The organism is Streptomyces sp. P6-2-1, from assembly GCF_050613165.1.
Taxonomy (GTDB): Bacteria; Actinomycetota; Actinomycetes; order Streptomycetales; family Streptomycetaceae; genus Streptomyces.
On the sequence record NZ_CP192513.1, the window covers coordinates 5,707,372 to 5,723,458 of the forward strand.

12 protein-coding genes and 1 pseudogene are annotated in these 16,087 nt (G+C 71.0%); 4 read left to right on the forward strand and 9 right to left on the reverse strand.

Translation table 11 applies throughout. From position 1 onward, the window contains the following. Positions 1–124: 124 nt before the first annotated feature. The 4 genes from ACQYWQ_RS24250 to ACQYWQ_RS24265 all read right to left on the reverse strand — a co-directional run bounded on the left by ACQYWQ_RS24250 (position 125) and on the right by ACQYWQ_RS24265 (position 4,900). Positions 125–937 (reverse strand): carbohydrate ABC transporter permease, encoded by an 813-nt coding sequence (locus ACQYWQ_RS24250; RefSeq protein WP_431039325.1) that lies wholly within the window; start codon positions 935–937, stop codon positions 125–127. 128 nt (positions 938–1,065) lie between these two features. Next, entirely contained in the window at positions 1,066–2,025 is a 960-nt protein-coding gene (locus tag ACQYWQ_RS24255; protein WP_431037429.1) for a carbohydrate ABC transporter permease, read from the reverse strand. A gap of 7 nt (positions 2,026–2,032) precedes the next feature. Next, entirely contained in the window at positions 2,033–3,235 is a 1,203-nt protein-coding gene (locus tag ACQYWQ_RS24260) for an extracellular solute-binding protein (protein WP_431037431.1), read from the reverse strand. Between the two features lie 835 nt (positions 3,236–4,070). Beyond that, positions 4,071–4,900, reverse strand: a protein-coding gene (locus ACQYWQ_RS24265) for an IS5 family transposase (protein WP_431039326.1) whose coding sequence is annotated in 2 segments (ribosomal slippage) — positions 4,071–4,564 and positions 4,564–4,900 — 831 coding nt in all. Because the reading frame shifts where the segments join, the coding sequence is not laid out codon by codon here. Positions 4,901–5,042: 142 nt separating this feature from the next. On the opposite strand from ACQYWQ_RS24265, the pseudogene ACQYWQ_RS24270 reads away from it, so the two are divergent. Beyond that, positions 5,043–5,255: pseudogene (locus tag ACQYWQ_RS24270) on the forward strand (DNA-binding response regulator); the annotation flags it as partial. Between the two features lie 1,424 nt (positions 5,256–6,679). On the opposite strand, the gene ACQYWQ_RS24275 reads toward ACQYWQ_RS24270, so the two are convergent. Together ACQYWQ_RS24275 and ACQYWQ_RS24280 are read right to left on the reverse strand one after the other, a co-directional pair. After that, complete coding sequence (locus ACQYWQ_RS24275; RefSeq protein ID WP_431037433.1) at positions 6,680–7,981, reverse strand: MFS transporter; 1,302 nt, start codon at positions 7,979–7,981, stop codon at positions 6,680–6,682. Between the two features lie 262 nt (positions 7,982–8,243). Beyond that, positions 8,244–8,591, reverse strand: coding sequence for a hypothetical protein (locus tag ACQYWQ_RS24280; protein ID WP_431037435.1), 348 nt, complete (start codon positions 8,589–8,591; stop codon positions 8,244–8,246). A gap of 112 nt (positions 8,592–8,703) precedes the next feature. Here ACQYWQ_RS24280 and ACQYWQ_RS24285 point away from each other — a divergent pair, with 112 nt between their 5' ends. Beyond that, positions 8,704–9,288, forward strand: a complete 585-nt coding sequence (locus ACQYWQ_RS24285; protein WP_431037437.1) for a hypothetical protein — start codon at positions 8,704–8,706, stop codon at positions 9,286–9,288. 522 nt (positions 9,289–9,810) lie between these two features. Here ACQYWQ_RS24285 and ACQYWQ_RS24290 read toward each other — a convergent pair. The 3 genes from ACQYWQ_RS24290 to ACQYWQ_RS24300 form a co-directional block, all read right to left on the reverse strand. Then, on the reverse strand, positions 9,811–10,290 hold the full coding sequence (locus ACQYWQ_RS24290) for a hypothetical protein (protein WP_431037439.1): 480 nt from the start codon (positions 10,288–10,290) through the stop codon (positions 9,811–9,813). Positions 10,291–10,331: 41 nt separating this feature from the next. Beyond that, positions 10,332–10,751, reverse strand: coding sequence for a hypothetical protein (locus ACQYWQ_RS24295; protein WP_431037441.1), 420 nt, complete (start codon positions 10,749–10,751; stop codon positions 10,332–10,334). A gap of 738 nt (positions 10,752–11,489) precedes the next feature. Continuing rightward, positions 11,490–12,533 (reverse strand): LacI family DNA-binding transcriptional regulator, encoded by a 1,044-nt coding sequence (locus ACQYWQ_RS24300; protein ID WP_431037443.1) that lies wholly within the window; start codon positions 12,531–12,533, stop codon positions 11,490–11,492. A 177-nt stretch (positions 12,534–12,710) separates the two neighbouring features. On the opposite strand from ACQYWQ_RS24300, the gene ACQYWQ_RS24305 reads away from it, so the two are divergent. Both ACQYWQ_RS24305 and ACQYWQ_RS24310 read left to right on the forward strand, forming a co-directional pair. Further along, positions 12,711–14,009 (forward strand): ATP-grasp domain-containing protein, encoded by a 1,299-nt coding sequence (locus tag ACQYWQ_RS24305; RefSeq protein ID WP_431037445.1) that lies wholly within the window; start codon positions 12,711–12,713, stop codon positions 14,007–14,009. A gap of 49 nt (positions 14,010–14,058) precedes the next feature. After that, entirely contained in the window at positions 14,059–16,083 is a 2,025-nt protein-coding gene (locus ACQYWQ_RS24310; RefSeq protein ID WP_431037447.1) for a CocE/NonD family hydrolase, read from the forward strand. The last annotated feature ends 4 nt before the right edge of the window (positions 16,084–16,087 follow it).

The following is a 16,087-nucleotide window of genomic DNA, read 5'->3' on the forward strand; positions in this document are numbered from 1 at the left end:
GTGGGGTGGGGGCCCTGAGGTGTGCGGGAAGGCCGGGGCGCCGGGGTCGGGGCGCCGAGGTCGGGGCGCCGGGGTCGGGCCCCGGGGCGCCGGGGTCGGGGCTCACCCTTTCGGGTGAGGGGACTTACTTCACCGAACCGCCGGTGATCCCGGCGGCAACGTACTTCTGTGCGAGGACGAGGAGGACAGCGGCGGGTACGGCGGAGACGACGGCGGTCGCCATGACCGCGCCCCAGTCGCTGACATGGGCGCCGATGTACTCGTACATGCTCAGCGTGATGGGTTTGACGGCGTCCGTCGTGTTGAGCGTGAGCGCGAACATGAAGTCGGACCAGGCGAAGAGGAAGGTGAAAAGACCGGCGGTGATCAGGGCGTTGCGGCTCATGGGCAGGACGACACGGACGAAGGCGGTGAAGCGGTTCGCGCCGTCGACCATCGCGGCTTCGACGACCTCGCGCGGCACCGAGACCATGAAGGAACGCAGGAGCACGATCGAGAAGGGCAGGCCGAGCGAGGCGTCCGCGAGGATCAGGCCGGGGAGGGAGTTGGTGAGACCGAGATCGACGTACGCGCTGTAGAGGGCGTTCGCGATGACGATGCCGGGGACCATCTGCGTGATGAGCGTCCCGAAGACGACGGTGCGCGCGCCGCGCAGGCCGAGCTGCGCGAGCCCGTACGCGGCGGGCGCGGCGAGGGCCAGGCACACCACGACGGCGCCGAGCGCGACGAGGAGGCTCGTCACGAGCGAGTCGCCCTGACTGCCCAGCGCGCGGCTGAAGTTGCCCCAGCCGGGCGAGGTGGGCAGCCAACTCGTCGAGGCGAGTCCCTCACCGGGCTGAAGGGCGATGTTGACCATCCAGTAGAGGGGAAAGAGCAGCACCACGAGGATGAGGAGCGCGAGAAGGGTATTGCCCGCACGGCGCAGGCGGCGGCTCATGGGCTCGGTGCCGTGGAGGGGGTGAGGGGGCTGCCGGGTGGGCGCGGGGGAGGCGTGCGGGCCTGTTCGCCGGGCCGCTCGCTGGGCGGCGGGACCGGTCTGTGGCGTGGCGGGTGGGGTCATGCGGCTCACTTCTCCTGTCCGAAGTCGGAACGGTTGGCGCGCAGGTAGAGGACGGCGAAGACGGCGCTCACCAGGATGAGGACGTTGCCCACGACGGCTCCCTGCCCGAAGTCGAGTTGCTGGAAGGAGAGCTGGTACGTCACGGTGCCGAGCGTCTGCGTGGAGTCGGCCGGGCCGCCGCCGGTGAGGGCGAGGATCAGGTCGAGGATCTTGACCGTCGACATGAATCCGAGGACGAGCACGACGGTCACGACGGGCCGCAGCATCGGCAGCGTCACGGAGCGGAACGTGCGCCAGGCGCCCGCTCCGTCGAGCGCGGCGGCCTCGTACAGCTCGCGCGGGATCTCCTGGAGTCCCCCGTAGAGGATCACCATGTTGAAGGGGATGCCGATCCAGATGTTCACGAGGACGGCGGAGGTGAGGGCCACTCCCGGACTGCTGAGCCAGTGCACGGGCGAGTCGATGAGGTGCAGGTTCGTCAGGAGGGTGTTGACGACGCCGGTGTCCTGGTCGAGCAGTTTGCGCCATACGACGGCCGAGACGACCATCGGGACGAGCCACGGCAGGAGCAGCAGGGCGCGTACGGGCCCCGCGAGGCGGAAGCGGCGCGAGAAGAAGACCGCGAGTGCGAGGCCGAGCGCGAACTGCCCGAGGAGCGAGCCGAGGACGAAGAGGAGGGTGTGGCCGAGCGAGTCGGTGAAGAGCGGGTTGGCGAAGACCTTGCGCCAGTTGTCGAAGCCGTTGAACGGGGCTTCGCCGGTGAAGAAGGTGCGCGGCGTGTAGTGCTGGAAGCTCATCACGACGTTGCGGACGAGCGGGTAGCCGAAGAAGGCCAGCATGTAGAGCACGGCGGGGAGGACGAAGCACCAGCGCAGCAGGGCGGCCCGGCCGCCGCGCCGGTGGCTGGGGCCGCCTGTCACGGGGGTGTGCGAGAGGGAGGTGCCGGGGGCAGCGGTCAGGGTCATGGCGGGCTCACTTCCCCGACGTGGCCCGGGACTGGGCTTGCTTGAGGGCGGCCGCCGGGCTCGACTTGCCGGTCAGTACGGACTGGAAGGCGCCGGAGAGCGCGTCCGAGACGACGGGCCAGGAGGCGCCGACCCGGGTGGTGCGCGAGCGGGCCGTGGCGACCTCGTCGGCGAAGGCGGCGAGCTTCGGGTTCTGCTTCTTGTACTGCTGGGCTGCCGCGCGCATCGTCGGCACGTTGTTGACGGACTCGCCCCAGTCGATCTGGTTCCGCTGCTCGTTGAGGCAGTTGAGGATCTTGGCAGCGGTCCGCTGCCGGTCCGGGTGGCCGGTCTTCGGAAGGGTCATGACAGTGCCTCCGATGGGCGGCTGCGCGGACTGCCCGGCCTCGGGCACGGGTATCTGGGCGACCGCCCAGTGCAGGTCCTTGTGCGCATTGAGCACGGGTACCTGCCAGGGGCCGTTGATCATCATGGCGGCGCGGCCCGCGAGGAACTGGTCATTGACGTCCTGCTGGTTCCACGTGACGACGGCGCTGGAGGCGGACTTCGCGCTCACGAGGTCCTTCCATAGCTGGAGCGCCGGGGCGCCCTTGCCGTCGTCGAGGTGCGCCTCGTCCCCACCCGTGGTCCAGAAGAAGGGGAGGAACTGGTAGACGCCGTCCGCGTCCGGGGTGGCGCTGAACGCCATGCCGTAGGTCTTGCCGCCGGTGAGCCGTTTCGCCGTGGCCTTCAGTTCCTCCCAGGTGCGGGGCGGCTCGACGCCCGCCTTCTTGAGGAGGTCCACGTTGTAGATCAGGGCGAGCGAGTTGACCGAGCGGGCGATGCCGTACTGGGTGCCCTGGAAACTTCCCATCGTGACGGCGGACTTCGAGAGTCCGTCCGTCGCCACCCCGGCCTTCGCGAGCGGGAGCAGCCCACCGGTGTCGGCGAACTGCGGCACCTCGGAACCGTCCAGCTCCAGGATGTCGGTGAGCGAGTGCGAGGAGGCCATGCGCAGCGCCTTCGAGCTGACCTGGTCGGCGGGGACGCTGGTCTGCTGGACCTTGACGCCGAGCGGCTTGGCACACCGGTCGAAGAAGCGCTGGTTCTGGGCGTGCTCGTGGCTGTCGGTCGCGGAGTTGAGCACGGTGAGGGTGTCGTCGTCCGGGCCGGTCGAGCACCCGGCGAGGGCGGCGGGGGCGAGGAGCGCGGTCGCGGTCGCGAGGACCACGGCGGTGCCCCGTGGCCGGCTCCGGCTGCTGCGGCTGTTCCGGCTGCTTCGACTGCGTCGGCGAAGGGGTGGCACGGCGAGTGGGCTCCGTTCGGTCTACGGCGGTGTAGGGCGGAGGGGTGTCGGGGGAGGGGGTGCCGGGTGGCCCGTGTGTCGAATCGATTCGACAGCGGGGGAGGCGGGCGGATGATCGAGGGGGCGGGGCGAGGGGTGCGGGGCAGGAAGGGCGGGGCACGTCGGAGCGGGGTCGGGCGAGTCGGTGTGATGTGGGTGGCTGGTGAGGTGCGCCGACCACATCGTCGAATCGATTCGACAACGCGACGCGGTGATCGTAGGACGCGGAGGGTCTTCCGACAAGGGGCGGGACGGGCCCCCGGGCTGCGGCGACTGGGCGGCCGAGCGCGAGGGCGCGGCAGAACCGGCACGGTACGCGCGGTGACGAACGGCCGCCGAACGGCACACCCGCGACCGAAGCGGCCCTACGACGAGGCGCGGGCCTGAAAGGACCCTGGGCGCCTGGCGCGGAGCGCGCGTATCCCTTGCCGGGTCACTCGCCCGCCTCGGCGGCGTCGTCCCGGACCTCAAGTGGCGCACGCCCGCGAGAGAATGTCTTCTCGCGGGAGGCGGGAACCGCGGACGGTCGCGCACTCGGCGACAGCCGCCGCAACAGCCCGGACACGGGGGACCTCTGCCCCCGAACAGAGTGTTCAGCGGAACCCCGGCGAGGCGGAGCCGGTGGGGCCCCGTTTCGCGGATGTCCGTGGGGGTCGTGCTCGGTCCGCTCCTCATGGGCCTGTGCTGCTTGGTGCTTGGTGCTTGGTGCTGTCTTCACATGTCACGCCCACATCAGGAGCGAGGCGAGGGTGACGGCTGCCTCGTAGGACTCGGCGGTCTTGTCGTAGCGGGTCGCGATGCCGCGCCACTGCTTGAGCCGGTTGAAGCACCGTTCCACGATGTCGCGCCGCGTGTAGAGCTGCTTGTCGAAGCTTGGCGGACGCCCGCCGCGGCTGCCGCGCCGGAGCCGGTTGCGGACCTGGTCGGCCCGCTCGGGGATGGTAGGGCCGATGCCGCGACGCCGCAGCCACGTTCGTATCGCACGAGAGCTGTAGCCCTTGTCGCCCAGCACGTGAGCGGGCCGCACTCGGGGCCGCCCCGGCCCGGGGCGGGGCACCCGGATCGCCTCCATCACGGCGGTGAACTGCGTGCAGTCGTTGGTGTTCCCGCCCGTGAGGGTGAAGGCGAGCGGACGCCCGAAAGCGTCGCAGGCCAAGTGAATCTTGCTGGTCAGGCCACCCCGCGAGCGTCCGAGGCATGGGCTGCGGCGCCCCCTTTTCGGGCCCCGGCGGCATGCTGGTGGGCACGTACGACGGTGGAGTCGACCGACACCAGCCACTCGATGTCCCCGGCCGCGTCCGCCTGGGCCTGCGCGGCCCGGAGCATCCGCTCGAAGGTGCCGTCCAGGGCCCACCGGCGAAAGCGGGGGTGCAGCGTCTGCCACTGCCCATACCGCTCAGGCACGTCCCGCCAGGCCGTGCCGGTGCGGAACTTCCCCACGATCCCGTTGAGCGCCCTTCGATCGTCCAACCGCTTCCGCCCCCGCAAGGACGCAGGCAGCAATGGCCGGACGAACTCCCACTCCTCATCGGACAGTTCATGGCGACGAATCACCCGACCATGATCCACCACTCAAGATCAATTGAAGACACGGCTTGGACGCTCGGCGTCGTGGTGGGCGCCCGCGCCGCGCTGCGACGGCTGCTGGTCGCCTCCCGCGGGGCGAGCCGGACGCCAAGGCGGCGGACTTGGCCGCGATCCGCTGGAGCGGGTGACTCCGTGCGAGCGGGAGGCGCTGGCGCTGATCGCGGAGGGCAGGTGCTGCCGGGCCATCGTGAGGGAGCTGATGGCGTCCGAGGCCGCGATCGGCAAGCACGTCAGCGGCATCCTCAGCAAGCTGGACCTGCCCCCGGCGGGCGAGACCCACCGCAAGGTGCTGACCGTCCTCACCCGTTTACGGGCCTGACCAACGCGGGGACGCCGGCTGCCCGACCCTGCCCGGCTGCCCAGCGTGGCCCCTGCCCGGTCCGGCCCATGTCCTGTCCTGTCCGGCCCTCTGTGCGACCCCTGCCTGGTCCGGCTCATGTCCTGTCCGGCCCTCTGTGCGGCTCCTTGCCGGGCCCGCCCCGCCTCGGTCCGCCAGCCCCGCCCGGCCTCGGCCCGTCCCCTGCCTGGTCCAGCCGCCCGTGTCTGGGCCCGCCTTGTGCGGCCGTCTGCCTGGTCCAGCCGCCCGTGTCTGGTCCTGCCCTGTCCGGCCGCCCGGCCGCGCTCCCCGACCTGCGCTTTCCGGTCTTGCTCCGCCCGGCCGTCAGCTTTGCGCTGCCTGGATTCGTGATGCTTTGATGCTTTTTGTCCTCGCTCAGCCTTCGGGTCTCGTCCTCGCCCCGGCGCAGTTCCTTGCTGAGCCCGGCGCTGTCCCGCCTGGCGCCGTCCCATCCCACCCCATCCGGCGGGTCCGCCCCGCCTCGGCCCGCCAGCCCCGCCCCCTGCCTGGTCCAGCCGCCCGTGTCTGGTCCTGCCCTGTCCGGCCGCCCGGCCGCGTTCCCCGACCTGCGCTTTCCGGTCTTGCTCCGCCCGGCCGTCAGCTCTGTACTGCCTGGATTCGTGATGTTTTGGTGCGTTTTGCCCTCGCCCGGCCCTTGGGTCTCGTCCTTGCCCCGGCGCAGTTCCTCGCCGAGTCCGGCGCTGTCCCGCCTGGCGCCGTCCCATCCCACCCCATCCGGCGGGTCCGCCCCGCCTCGGTCCGCCAGCGCCCCCGCCCGGTCCAGCCGTCCGTGCCTGGTCCTGCCCTGTCCGACCCAGCCGCCCCTGCCTGGTCCCGCTCTGTCCGGCCCCCTGGCTGGACCGTTCCGGCCTGCCCGGCCCCCTGGCTGGACCGTTCCGGCCTGCCCGGCCACCTGGCCGCGCCCCCTGACCTGCCCTTTCCTGCCTTGCCGTCGGCCTGTCCAGCCTGGCCCTGTCCAGCCCTGCCCCTCTTCCCTCTCGCCCGGCCCTCGCGCCTCATCCTCGCTCGGCCCAGCGCCCCCGCCGAGCCCAGCGCTGTCCCGCCTGGCGCCATCCGCTGCCGAGCCGCGACGACGACCTTGACGCCCGGCACCTCGTGCTCGATCCCCGCGATCTCCGCCGCGCTCGGCACCCGGCGCACGATCCCGTCGCGGAAGCGGCGGTAGTGCTACTTCGCGCCGTACTCGTACCGCCCGCGTCCCTGTCGCACGCGCGGGTCGCGGCCGAGCGCGAGGCTCAGCATGCGGTGGTGGTTGGGGACCCGGTCCACGTGCGCGAACATCTCGGCCCTTTTCCGGACTAAGAAGGCCGAGCCCCCCGCTTGAGCACGACGGGGAGCGCCGACGTCAGATGTTCGTGAGCAGCGCTGAAGCAGCTGTCCCGTGACTACATCCCTTTCGCCCCCGCACCGTGCGGCAGCGAGTCCTCCGTCCTGTCGTGGGGAGAGCTGGTGCTGTCCATCCTTCTCCAGGCCGGGAAGATCACCGGGCACAGCGTGGCGAGCAGATACACACCGCCCACCGCCAACAGCGAGAAGGGCAGGCCGGCCGAATCCACGAGGAAGCCCGCGGCCAGTCCGCCCAGCGGAGTGACCAGCTGGACCGAGGCCGTTGTCGCACTCAGCACGCGGCTGCGCAGGTCCTCAGGCACCGTCTCATACGTCACGGTGGCCATGATGGGGTTGAGTACGCCGAAGGCGAGACCCTCTACCGCCATGATCAGGGCCAGCGGGGTGAAGGTGTCGGTGAAGGCGGCCACTACGAAGCGCGGCATGCCCCCGATGAGAAAAGCGATCGCGAACACGGGCCACCGCCGGAAGCCGCTGCCCACCGCCCCATAGACCAGCGCCCCCGCGAGTGCACACACCCCGAACGCCGCGTTCAGCAGACCGAGATCGACGGCACCGTCAAGCTCCTCACGGGCATGCACGGGCAAGAGCACGGCGCTCCACCCTTGGTCGAGCCCCCTGGTGACCAGCGTCATCAGGCACAGGCCGAGCAGCAGCGGCGTAGCCGCCAGGAAGCGACAGCCTTCCGCGAGTTCACGTCGGTAGGCCCGCAGCGACGCCGGCTCGGCCCATCGTTGGGGCTGTACCTCGGGCAGGCCGCGCACACCGAACGCGAACAGAGGCGCGGCCACGGCGAAGGTCGCGGCATCCACCAACAGGACATTCTCGGATCCGAGTACGGCGATCAGCACGCCTCCGAGAGCGGATGCCGTCAGCGCCGCGCAGCGTGCCGCACCGTCGTACAGCCCGGCAGCCCTGGTCAGCGGCATTCCGGCCCGTTCGGCGAGCGTGGGCAACAGCACGCCGCGAGCGGTTTCACCCGGCGCACGGAACAGCCCTGTCATCGCCATCAGCCCACACAGCATCCAGAACTGCAGGATGCCGGCGAACTGCAACAGCGGGATCGCCGCAACGGCGACCCCGCAAGCGAGATCCGAGGCGACACTCACCCGCCGTCGCCCGATCCGGTCGATGACCGGACCGCTGACGAGCGCAGCGAGCACTGCGGGCAGCAGCGTGCAGAACGCCACGATCCCAGCTTCGGCGGCACTGCCCGTACTCTGTAGCACGAACCACGGCACGCCCATGTACGTAAGGCAATTCCCGGCGATCGAAACGAGGTTGGCGGCAAGAACCGTTGCCAGAGGACGGCGATCAACCGTCCGGAAGTCTTCGAACACTACGGCGGTCTCCCATAAGGGGAAGCGCCCACCGTGAATGAAGCAGGTCAGCCGGCGGGCGAAGCGAAGTGGTCAGCGTCTGGCGCGCATGGCGAGGCGCACCGCGGTGCGGTGTTCACAAGCAGCGCCTCCAACACTTCGCCGGGATGACCCCCCGGCACCTCCACGCATTGTGACCCCGGGCAGCAGCCCTCCGCAACGACGATCCGGCGCGATGAGCAAGCTCGATCTGCTGACCATCTGGATCTCGGAGAGCCGTGCTTCAACGCGCTAGGAAGAAGAACCCCCTACTCATCTGGCTGAGGCGGTGGTGCGTCGTCAGTGAACACGGCCTACCGAGGTCAACCAGTTGAGGGCGTCCGCCGGTGGGGACGTCCTTGAGGCTCTCGAACTTGGCCATCGCGGCGTCGAAGCTGACCTGAAGTCCCTCGACCTCGCCGAGCCGGCCGTTGGCGCGAGCCTCGCGGATGCGCTCACGGAGGTTCTGGATGATCTCGATGAGGCGGGGCTTCTGGCGGGGGGCCATCCCGGAGAACCGGGCAGCGGATGCAGGCTTGTCCGAACTAGCCGAGACGGCCTGGCGGGGTCTGCTCGCAGTCGAGTTGCTCAAAGTAGTCAGCGACAATCACGGAGCCGGGAAGCATTCGGCCGTGTCGCGTTGCCGACTCCGGCTGGCCTGGTCGCTCTTCAACGCGTGTCCGGGACGGGGGAGAACGCGGCACATGGATGACGCGTTCACACTTCTTCGCCGGGCCGTCGATCTGCTGCCGGAGGAGGCAGCGGCAGAGAACGGGCAGACGGTCGGGGATGTGCGCGAGGACATCGGGCGCCAGGAGTGGGAAATGGTGCTCGGCGTTCTCATCGAGATCGGGGATCTCCACCCCGTTTCCGTCGGCTTCTGGGACCTCCTTGCCGAGGCTGCTCGGCAGATGATGCTCGACCGTAGCCGTCGTTGGTGCGAGTGGCGGGGCTGGGAGGTCCGGCACGGAACCCTCCGGGCGACCCTGAGCCTGGTGGGTGCCGAGGAGGGCCGACGCCGGACGGCCTTCGCCGCAGACGGACGGCTCCGGCCGATGTGGGACATCGGCAACTGCACCGCTGGCGGGGAGCGAGAGCTGAACATCGCCAGGTTGTGGGTGGAGTATGCGCAAGAGCTCGGCCCGGGAGAGACTGCCGACGTTCGGCTGGCTCCCCTGAGCCCCGAGCAGTGGAGGCACTTGAAGTGCGGCGATGTGATCACCATGCACGAAGCCAGACCTGTTGCCGGAACGGCCACCGTGATCGAGGTACTGCCGCCGCGCGCCTGAGCCCCCCCACGTCGCCCCCAATGCCCCGCCATCGGCAGCCAGCCAGCCAGCCAGCCAGCCAGCCAGCCAGCCAGCCAGCCAGTCAGCCAGCCAGCCAGTCAGCCAGCCAGCCGCCGCCAGGCTCAGGGCCAACCGAAATCAGTCGGCCTCCAGGGTGTCTGCCCGCTTCGTCAGGTCCGCTGCGATGTCATCCCGGTCTGGTCCGTGCAACCACAAGTCCTCGGCAGCCTCGCGCATCAGCGATGGCTCATCAGGTCGCTGCAGTAGCACCAACCGATAGGAGAGGGTGTGCACCCAGACCGGGAGACGGCCATCGACCACGTGCGGGCTGCGCTCACGGAGCATGGCGGGATCGAATCCGCGTCAGCGAATGTCAGTTCCTCGACGAAGTAGTGCTCCCGGTGGTCGAGGGTCGCACTCAGGCGTCGGTCGGTACTCGTCTCCGTAGAGGCACCGGGCGTGCTCCGTCAGGGTGCTGTGCATGCTGTGGAGCCTATGACGCTTTGACCTGCCGGAACGAACCTAGTCGTCGCCGAGGGCGAGCAGGATCACGAAGAACTCGGCAGTGGTTCCGGCAATGACGATGTCGATGCCGTGCCGGGTGACGGGCGTCCACGCTCGACCGTTGACCATGCCCTCTGTGTTCGTGACCCAGTTCGTGCCCCGCCCGAGCAGTTTCGCCACCCTCGTGGCTGCCCGCCTGGCGTGATCGGGATCCCGGAGAGGGCGCGAGGAGACGAGATCGAAGGCCGACAGGTTGGTCATCAGCTCGATTGCTCCGGCCTCATCGACGGGCTCAAGCGCTGACTCGATCTCGCGGACCGACGCGGGGCCTACCGCTCCCGCGACGGCCTGATGCGCCCAGTCGCCCTGGGCGACCGCAACGAGCTCGAAGACCTGCTCGGCGATGCCGGCGTCAGATATCCCGCCCCACTTGGCGTAGACATGACTCGATGCGGCCAGTGAACTCAGCAACGGCGCGATTTCTTCCAAGATCTCCATCCGGGCATCCTGCCAGTCCCGCCGCATGAGCCGCCCGAATTTCACCGGCCGACGACCAGCCGGCCTCCGCCTTCAAGCTCGGTGCCGCTTCGCCCGGAATCGCGGCGGAAGCCGGGCATGCCGAGGTGGACGGTAGACGGTTGCGCTGCACGGTCGCGCATGGCCTCCAGCTTCTGGGCGGTGGCCCGGGTGGTCCCGATGGCGGCGACCTCGCCAAGCCAGCCCTGGTCCCTGGCCTCCTGGAGGCGGTCGACGAGGTTGGCGTGGATCTCCTGGAGGCGTGGCATCTGGGCCGGGTCCACGAGTAGCAGGGGACATCTGACACAGGCGTTTTCATGCTGGCACGGGGTCGCGTAGTCGCGGCCGCAGGTCCCCAGGGCGGCCTTGCGGAGTTCGCAGTGGGCCAGGAACTCGACTGCGTACGCGCCGACGTCCGCGGCTTCGTCGCGATGCGCAGCCACAGCACGAAGTCGCGGACCACTGCCGAGGCTGCGCGATCCCACTCGACCTGGACCACCCGCAGCCGTCGCCACCAGCGCAGCAGGTCGAAGGCGTAGCTGCGGACGCTGCCGGGCCGGTTGTCACGAGCGGCGAAGTCGATCAGAAACCTCCGGATCGGCTCCACTGCTTGTGCCTTTTCATCAAGGACCAGCCAGGGCACCGCCCCTACGCCCTCGGCCACCCGCCCCCAGCGCGGCAAGGTGATCAACCGGATGTCACGAGATGCTGCGTCCAACTCGGTTGCGTTCCTTCATCGTTCGGATGCGCAACGTCTACCGACCAGGCCGTGCGGGGGATGTGCAGACTCCCGGCGTGTCCCCCGCTGGTCCGGTCAACAACCCAGTGCCGCCCGGCGCCGCACCGCCCCACCCCGCTCGGCAGCCGCCACCGCACCCGGCCGGCCGCCACCCGCCCTTCCTTAGTCCGTCGCGCCCTTCCGCGCCGCAGTCCGTCGCGCCCCGCCGCGCCTCGGCTCGTCCACGCGGCCGCGCCTCAGTTTGCCGCGCCTCGTCCGGTCCGTCCCGCCGGGCCTCAGCTCGCCGCGTCCCCCCGCGCCTCAGCTCGTCCCGTCTTGCCGCGCCTCGCCCCGTCCACCCGGCCGTGCCTCAGCTCGCCGCGCCTCGCCCCGCCCTTCCGCGCCTCAGCCCGTCGCGCCCCACCTCGGCCCGTCCGCCGTCGCCCCGCAGGCCGTAGCCCCCTCACTCTCCCCCTCCGCCTCCCAGCCCCTCCGTGCCGCTCAGCTGTGGGGGGATCAGGAGGTGGGGGGCGGGGGGCGGGGTGGGGTGGGTGGTGGCCTGGGCGGCCAGGCGGATGACCTCGGTGGCGAGGGTGTGGACGGGGAGGTCGACGCGGGGGAGGCGGCGGGCGGTGGGGTCGTCGGGGAGGGAGCCGAGGACGAGGACGGTGATGTCCTCGGGGGTGCGCAGGCCGAGGGTCGTGAGGGCGCTGAGGGCGTGGTCGGCGGAGGGGTGCTGGACGATCAGGGCGGTGGCGCGGTCCCGGCCCGTGCCGAGTGCCTCGCGGAGCGCGTGGACCAGGCGCGGGGCCTCGTTCGGGGTGTGCCGCTCGGGCGAGATGCCGCTCGGGGTCTCCAGGAACCGTACCGGCACGCGTACCTCGGCGGCCGCCGCCCGGGCGCCCGACCTGCCGCGCAGGGCGTAACTGCGGCGCGCGGCGTACTCGTTCCCGGTGGGGCCGAGGTAGACGAGGGCGCGGTGCCCGGCGGCGGCGAGGGAGCGGACAGCGAGGGCGGCGGCGGCTTCCCAGTCGAGGTCCGTCCACGGCAGCGCGGCCTCGTCGGCCGGGCGGCCGATGAGCGCGGCGGGGAAGCCGAGTTCGCGGACGACGTCGATGCGGCTGTCGTCCATGTCGACCGCCATGAGTACGGCGGCGTCCGCGAGCCCGCTGAGCGCGACCCTGCGCACGCCCTCCGCCTTGTCCTGCGAGGTGCTCAGGAGCAGGTCGTAGCCGAGCAGGTTGGCCGCGTCGCTCACGTCGATCGCGAAACGGCCGTCGACCGAGCGCTGGAGGCCCGCCGCCCGCGGCACGGCGAGCGCGATGACCCGCGTCCGCCCGGCCCGCAACGTCCGGGCGGAGGCGTGCGGGTGGTAGCCGAGCGCGTCGATCGCCTCGCGCACGCGGGTCCTGGTCTCCTCCGAGATGGAGCGCGAGCCGCTGAGGACGTACGAGACGGTGCTCGGTGCCACCCCCGCGTACTGGGCCACATCCCTGATCGTTGCCACTGACGAACCTCCCCGCCACCTGCGCGAACGGCGCGAGTCATGGTAACCGCCGCGAGGGCCGGGGAGCAGTTCACCGCCTGCCCGTGCGACGCGGGCGACCGGCCGCGCTCTCGTTTGCCTCCCCGGGCGCCGGGTACGCGCGCCGAACCCCGGCAATCGATCGATACAGGAGAATTCATGAGCGAAACGCGGGAAAAGGAGCAGCTCGATGTCTTCGTCGTCGGGCTCGACGACGACAATCTCGACACGCTCCGCGAGGTCCCCGGTGCGGAGGGGCTGACCTTCCATCCCCTGCTGCCGGTGGCCCGGCTCCAGGAGGGGGACATCGACTTCGACGGGCTCCTGGACGAGGCGCGGGCCGCGCTCGACGCGTTCGACGGGAGCGTGGACGCGGTCGTGGGGTACTGGGACTTCCCGGTGAGCGCGCTCGTACCGCTGCTGTGCGCCGAGCGCGGGCTGCGGGCGACGAGCGTCGATTCGATCGTGCGCTGCGAGCACAAGTACTGGAGCCGCCTCATCCAGCGCGAGGCCGCGCCGGAGGCCGTGCCGGGGTTCGGGCTCGTCGATCTCGACGAGGCGGAGCCCCGCCCGCCCGAGGGCGTCTCCTTCCCGATGTGGCTCAAACCCGTCAAGTCGTACTCGTCGGAACTGGCCTTCGGCGTGAAGGACGAGGCGGGGTTCCGCAAGGCCGTGGCGGAGATACGGGCCGGGATCGGGCGGGTGGGCGGCCCCTTCACGCGGCTCATGGAAGGCATCGACCTGCCGCGCGAGATCGCGGAGGCGGGCGGGGCCGCGTGTCTCGCCGAGGAGGCGCTGACGGGGGTGCAGGTCGCGGCCGAGGGCTACGTGCACGACGGCGAGGTCGTCGTCTACGGGGTGCTCGACTCGCACACGTACCCCAACAGTGCCTGCTTCCTGCGCCATCAGTACCCGGCGGACCTGCCGGAGGAGACGCTGCGGCGCGTCGAGGACATCTCGCGGCGCGTCATGGAACGGACCGGGCTCGACGCGGCGACGTTCAGCATCGAGTTCTTCTACGACCCCGAGACGGGCGACGTGAAGATCCTGGAGATCAACCCGCGCCACTCGCAGTCGCACGCCGAGATGTTCGCGCACGTGGACGGGGTCCCCAACCACCACCGCATGCTGAGCCTCGCGCTCGGCCGCGACCCGCGCGTGCGACAGGGGCGCGGGCGGTACGAGTACGGTGCGAAGTGGTACTACCGCCGTTTCCGCGACGGGATCGTGCGCCGGGTGCCGAGCGCGGCGGAGATCGCGGGGATCGAGCGCGAGGTGCCGGGCGTCAAGGTCGTCGTCGTGCCGGACGAGGGCGTACGGCTCTCCGAGATGCCGGGGCAGGACAGCTACTCCGCCGAACTCGCGCACCTGTATGTCGGGGCAGACAGCGACAAGGAGCTGGAGGCCAAGTACGACCGCGCGGTGCGGGGGCTGCGCTTCGAGATCGAGGACGTCTGAGGCGCGCCCGCGGTGCTGCGGGCGAAGGGCCTCGTACTGGGAAGGACTTATGCGTTACGTCAGCCAACTCCCCCACGCCGTGCGGGAGGAGGAGCACGTCCTCATCCCGATGCGGGACGGTGTCCGCCTCTCCGCGCACATCTGGCGGCCCGTCTCGTCCGACACGGAGCCCGTGCCCGCCGTCCTTGAGGCGATCCCGTACCGCAAAAGGGACTTGAGTGCGGTACGCGACTCGATGCACCACCCCTACCTCGCCGGGCACGGCTACGCCTGCGTGCGGCTCGACCTGCGCGGTACGGGCGAATCCGAGGGCGTGCTCCGCGACGAATACCTGGAGGTGGAGCAGCGCGACGCCGAGGAGGTGCTCGCCTGGCTGGCCGCGCGGCCGTGGTGCGACGGCGCCACCGGCATGATGGGCATCTCCTGGGGCGCCTTCGCCGCGCTCCAGACCGCCGCGCGCCGCCCGCCGAGCCTGCGCGCCGTCGTCCTGGCCTCCTTCACCGACGACCGCTACGACGACGACATGCACTACATGGGCGGCGCGATGCTCTCGGACAACCTCGCCGAGGCGGGCACGATGTTCGCCTACGCGACGTGCCCGCCCGACCCGGCGGTGGTGGGGGAGCGGTGGCGCGACATGTGGCACGAGCGCCTCGCCGCGAGCGGTCCGTGGGTCGTCGAGTGGCTGCGTCACCAGCGTCGCGACGCGTACTGGAGGCACGCGTCGGTGTGCGAGGACTACGGTGCCGTACGGGTGCCCGTGCTCGCTTCGAGCGGCTGGGCGGACGGCTACTCGAACGCCGTGACACGGCTGCTCGAACACCTCGACGTGCCGCGCAAGGGCCTCATCGGCCCGTGGTCGCACAAGTTCCCGCACCTCGGCGAGCCCGGCCCTGCGATCGGCTACCTCCAGGAGGTGGTGCGCTGGTGGGACCACTGGCTCAAGGGCGAGGAGAACGGCGTCATGGACGGGCCCATGCTCACGTCCTGGATGCAGGAGAGCGCCCCGCCGTCGACGGCGTACGAGGAACGCCCCGGCCGCTGGGTCGGTGAGCCGTGCCTGCCCTCGCCCCGAGTCGAGCCACGCGTCCACCCGTTGACGGCACACCGCATAGCGGAGCCGGGGACCGCCGACACGGCCCCGGGCGACTGGCTCACGGTCTCCTCGCCGCTCTCGGTCGGCCAGTACGCGGGCAAGTGGGCCTCGTACAACGCTCCCCCCGACCTCCCCTACGACCAGCGCGAGGAGGACGGCGGCTCGCTCGTCTTCGACAGCGGTGTCCTCGCGGAGCGCCTGGAGATCCTGGGAGCGCCGACCGTGGAGCTGGAGTTCACGGTGGACAGGCCCGTCGCGCAGGTCGCGGCGCGGCTCTCGGACATCGCCCCGGGTGGGGCGTCGACGCGGGTCTCGTACGGAATCCTCAACCTCACGCGCCGCGAAGGGAGCGACGCCCCCGAGCCCCTTGAACCGGGCCGTACGTACCGCGCCACGGTCCAGCTCAACGGAACGGCGCAGGCCTTCCCCGCCGGGCACCGCCTGCGTCTGTCCCTCTCCACCTCCTACTGGCCCCTCGCCTGGCCCCCGCCCGAGCCGGTCATGCTCGCGGTGCGGACGCACGCGAGCACCCTGACGCTCCCGGTACGCCCCCTCGACGCCCCCGACGACGCGCTCGCCTTCGGCCCGCCCGAGGCGGCCAGGCCCCTCGCGACGGAACAGCGCGTCCCGCCCGAGCAGTCCTGGCGCGTCTCGCGCGACCTCGTCGACTACCACGCGGCGCTCGACATCGTGAAGGACAGCGGCACCACGCACTACGCCGCCATCGACCTGGACGTCGGCCGCCGCGCCGTCGAGCGCTACGACTGGACCGCCGACGACTTCACCTCGCCGCGCGGCCGCTCCGCCTGGACGATGCGCTTCTCGCGCGGCGCCTGGGACACCCGTACCGAGACCACGACGACGCTCACCTGCGACGCGGACTCCTTCCACGTCCACGCGACGCTGGACGCCTACGAGGACGGGGAACGGGTGTTCTCACGGAACTGGAGCGAGCGGGTGGGCCGGGACCTGGTGTGAGTCC